The sequence below is a fragment of the Nodularia chucula CCY0103 genome (genome assembly GCF_963923915.1).
Classification (GTDB): Bacteria; Cyanobacteriota; Cyanobacteriia; order Cyanobacteriales; family Nostocaceae; genus Nodularia; species Nodularia chucula.
In genome coordinates this window covers 1-2,513 of sequence record NZ_CAWUOL010000175.1, presented here as the reverse complement: position 1 = coordinate 2,513, position 2,513 = coordinate 1, and the positions used below count along the sequence as shown (strand labels likewise).

At 41.1% G+C, this 2,513-nt stretch carries 5 protein-coding genes and 1 tRNA gene; 2 read left to right on the top strand and 4 right to left on the bottom strand.

The genetic code is table 11. The features are described 5' to 3' along the window. Positions 1–67: 67 nt before the first annotated feature. Entirely contained in the window at positions 68–202 is a 135-nt protein-coding gene (locus tag ACM0OP_RS23960; protein ID WP_414530911.1) for a hypothetical protein, read from the top strand. A gap of 102 nt (positions 203–304) precedes the next feature. Here ACM0OP_RS23960 and ACM0OP_RS23955 read toward each other — a convergent pair whose 3' ends face one another. From ACM0OP_RS23955 to ACM0OP_RS23940, 4 genes are all read right to left on the bottom strand, one after another. Continuing rightward, positions 305–529 (bottom strand): type II toxin-antitoxin system HicA family toxin, encoded by a 225-nt coding sequence (locus tag ACM0OP_RS23955; protein WP_414530910.1) that lies wholly within the window; start codon positions 527–529, stop codon positions 305–307. Next, complete coding sequence (locus ACM0OP_RS23950; RefSeq protein ID WP_063874139.1) at positions 526–741, bottom strand: type II toxin-antitoxin system HicB family antitoxin; 216 nt, start codon at positions 739–741, stop codon at positions 526–528. Before ACM0OP_RS23950 ends, ACM0OP_RS23955 begins: the two co-directional genes overlap by 4 nt. Before the next feature lie 67 nt (positions 742–808). Then, positions 809–1,411, bottom strand: coding sequence for a Uma2 family endonuclease (locus ACM0OP_RS23945; RefSeq protein ID WP_414530909.1), 603 nt, complete (start codon positions 1,409–1,411; stop codon positions 809–811). A gap of 155 nt (positions 1,412–1,566) precedes the next feature. Next, positions 1,567–2,136, bottom strand: coding sequence for a metal-binding protein (locus tag ACM0OP_RS23940; RefSeq protein WP_414530908.1), 570 nt, complete (start codon positions 2,134–2,136; stop codon positions 1,567–1,569). Between the two features lie 125 nt (positions 2,137–2,261). Here ACM0OP_RS23940 and ACM0OP_RS23935 point away from each other — a divergent pair. Further along, positions 2,262–2,334: transfer RNA gene (locus ACM0OP_RS23935), tRNA-Val, on the top strand. The last annotated feature ends 179 nt before the right edge of the window (positions 2,335–2,513 follow it).

Genomic DNA, 2,513 nt, shown 5'->3' with positions numbered 1-2,513 from the left:
ATTGCTGATTAGGCAAGTCCTCTTGTCAACAGGGTTTGAGATGCGCTGACCCTGCGTTTTACAAGCGATGAATCTTGCCGAAAATCTGATTGAAGGAGCGTTAAGAATTGGTATTGGTAAATTTACAACTAGAGCAGAAATACAAAAGACATCCTCTCTGATTATCAATGCAGTCAATAAAATTCAGCTATTTCTCTCATAAATATCACCTTTTTTCGGATAAATTATTAATTTTTCTAACAGGATTTATATTCTCCCAAACTTTTAAAACATCATCTTTTTAGCGATAGAAAATACTTAAACATTAGCGCGCTGACAGCATTTCCTCAACTGTCAAATTAATGTCACTCGCAATCTTCCGTAGCAAAGTTGGTGAAATATCACGTCCTTTATGAAATGGGACGGTTGTTCCTCGACCATCTTCATGACGAAACTGTTTATGAGAACCTGTCTGACGTACTTCTACAAATCCCAGCTTTTCCAGGATTCGCACTACCTCTTGAGGCTTGAGGACAGGTATATTACTCATGCCGAGTGAAGTATAATCTGTTGTGTACCAATAAACTCTGTCTCAAAAATCGGTTCAGTATCTTCAAGCAGCATCTCAATTACTTCACGTAAATTTTGCTGTAATTCATCCAAAGTCTCACCTTGAGAATGCGCCCCAGGAAATCCAGGTACATAACCCACATAAAGATTTGTCTGTGAATCTCTCTCAATTATTGCGGTGAAAGTCTTCATAGGATTTTAACTTTAGAGCTAAACTCAGCAACCATCATTTATCTGTTATATCAACAATAGCCATATTTTAACTCCAAACTTCGGTTAAATCCAACACAAACCCAGGCAAAACATCTTCCCCTGATAAACTCACAGGATGATCTAAAACTTCCACATTTCTACCAGAACGATAAATTTCTACTCGTTGATTTTTGCGGTCAATCAACCAACCCAAAACAGCAGCATTTTCTATATATTCCCTCATTTTCGCTTGCAACTTTTCTAGAGAGTCCGTTTTAGAACGTAATTCCAGCACAAAATCAGGACAAATTGGTGCAAAACTTTCTTGCTGTTCTAAAGTCAGAGCATCCCATCTTTGTTTACTTACCCAAGCTGCATCAGGAGAGCGATTAGCACCATTGGGAAGACGAAAACCTGTGGAAGAATCAAAAGCTTCTCCTAATTTAGTTTGACGGTTCCAAAACCACAGTTGTCCAGCAATATCCAAGTTTCTTTTTCCAGTATCACTGCCCGTTGGTGGCATAATAATTAACTCCCCCGTAGCATCTCGTTCTAATTGTAAATCTCGGTTAGCGAGTGCCAAATCCACGAATTGCTCATGGGAAATTTGAAGTGTGAGAGTATGGGGAATATTGATGGCAATAGCTGGGGTTAAGTTAGGTTGTGTCATGATTCCATCCTGAAACTGTGACTTGTGAAAACGGTTGTACTCAAATCTTCTAGTTAACTTCAGATTAACAACGAAACTTAAGCTATGGTATCTGGAAAACCGATACTTTTTTGCTACCATTCATTAACAAATACACTCTTTAAAACTAGTATTGACTAACCTTTGCGTTTAACCCTCCCCCTCTTCCTCCCCTTCCCACTCGGAAGCAGACTCCGCACCCCCTGCTTTTGCACCCGCTTATAAGCCGAACCCCCCCAATCGCTGAGAGAGTGACTCATCGCCCCCAACTCCAAGCCCACAAACAAAGCCAAATATTCAGTAGTGTAAACCACAAGCGATCGCCCAAAAACCCCGCCCAAATCCCGCCAAGTCAAAGTTACAACCCCAAATATTTCCCCAACCAGCAAAAAGGCGATCGCCACCAACCACAGCAAACAGCCCAGATAAAACACCCGGATCACCGTCCCCACAATCGGCCCATGAGACCAGACAGAACGATGACGCAGCTGTTTTTGATAAGGTCGCCAAATACAGCGCAAAAAGCCCCAGCGTTGAAACTGACGCGAGTAAATATCCAAATCGGGGCCGAACATCAAACCGCTAAACATAAACCCACTAGCAACCAACAAAGTTAAATTGCTGCTGCGAGTTTGCCATAAAGTGACACCAGCGATTACAGGCAGAGTATATAAAGTGATGCGATCGTGGGTTCCACCAGAGGGCATAATACAGTTAAATCGCCTGTGGACAAAGAATTACTGAGTTATTATTGTACGTGAAAAAAAACTTTTCCCAAAGGGCTTGCGCGATTAGAAATACTTTGCTATATTGGTTAACTGTAAGAGAAAACGGGTGGTTAGCTCAGTTGGTAGAGCGCCTGCCTTACAAGCAGGATGTCATCAGTTCGAGTCTGGTACTACCCATCTAAAATAAAAAAATCCTCAGCGCAAGAATTGGGGATTTTTTTGTATAAGTATGAATTAGTTTCACGCAAAGGCGCAAAGGTAAGAAAGAGTTGAAAGGAAATTTTTCAGTTGTGCGATATCTACTAAGTAGGTGGGCGAGGCAAAACCTAAATGTATAAAGCAATGTTAAGAGGAGA

Excerpts from the sequence above, each read along its gene's own strand:
- ACM0OP_RS23945 (WP_414530909.1), bottom strand. The coding sequence starts at position 1,411 with ATGACACAACCTAACTTAACCCCAGCTATTGCCATCAATATTCCCCAT.
- ACM0OP_RS23955 (WP_414530910.1), bottom strand. The coding sequence starts at position 529 with ATGAGTAATATACCTGTCCTCAAGCCTCAAGAGGTAGTGCGAATCCTG.
- ACM0OP_RS23960 (WP_414530911.1), top strand. The coding sequence starts at position 68 with ATGAATCTTGCCGAAAATCTGATTGAAGGAGCGTTAAGAATTGGTATT.
- ACM0OP_RS23940 (WP_414530908.1), bottom strand. The coding sequence starts at position 2,136 with ATGCCCTCTGGTGGAACCCACGATCGCATCACTTTATATACTCTGCCT.
- ACM0OP_RS23950 (WP_063874139.1), bottom strand. The coding sequence starts at position 741 with ATGAAGACTTTCACCGCAATAATTGAGAGAGATTCACAGACAAATCTT.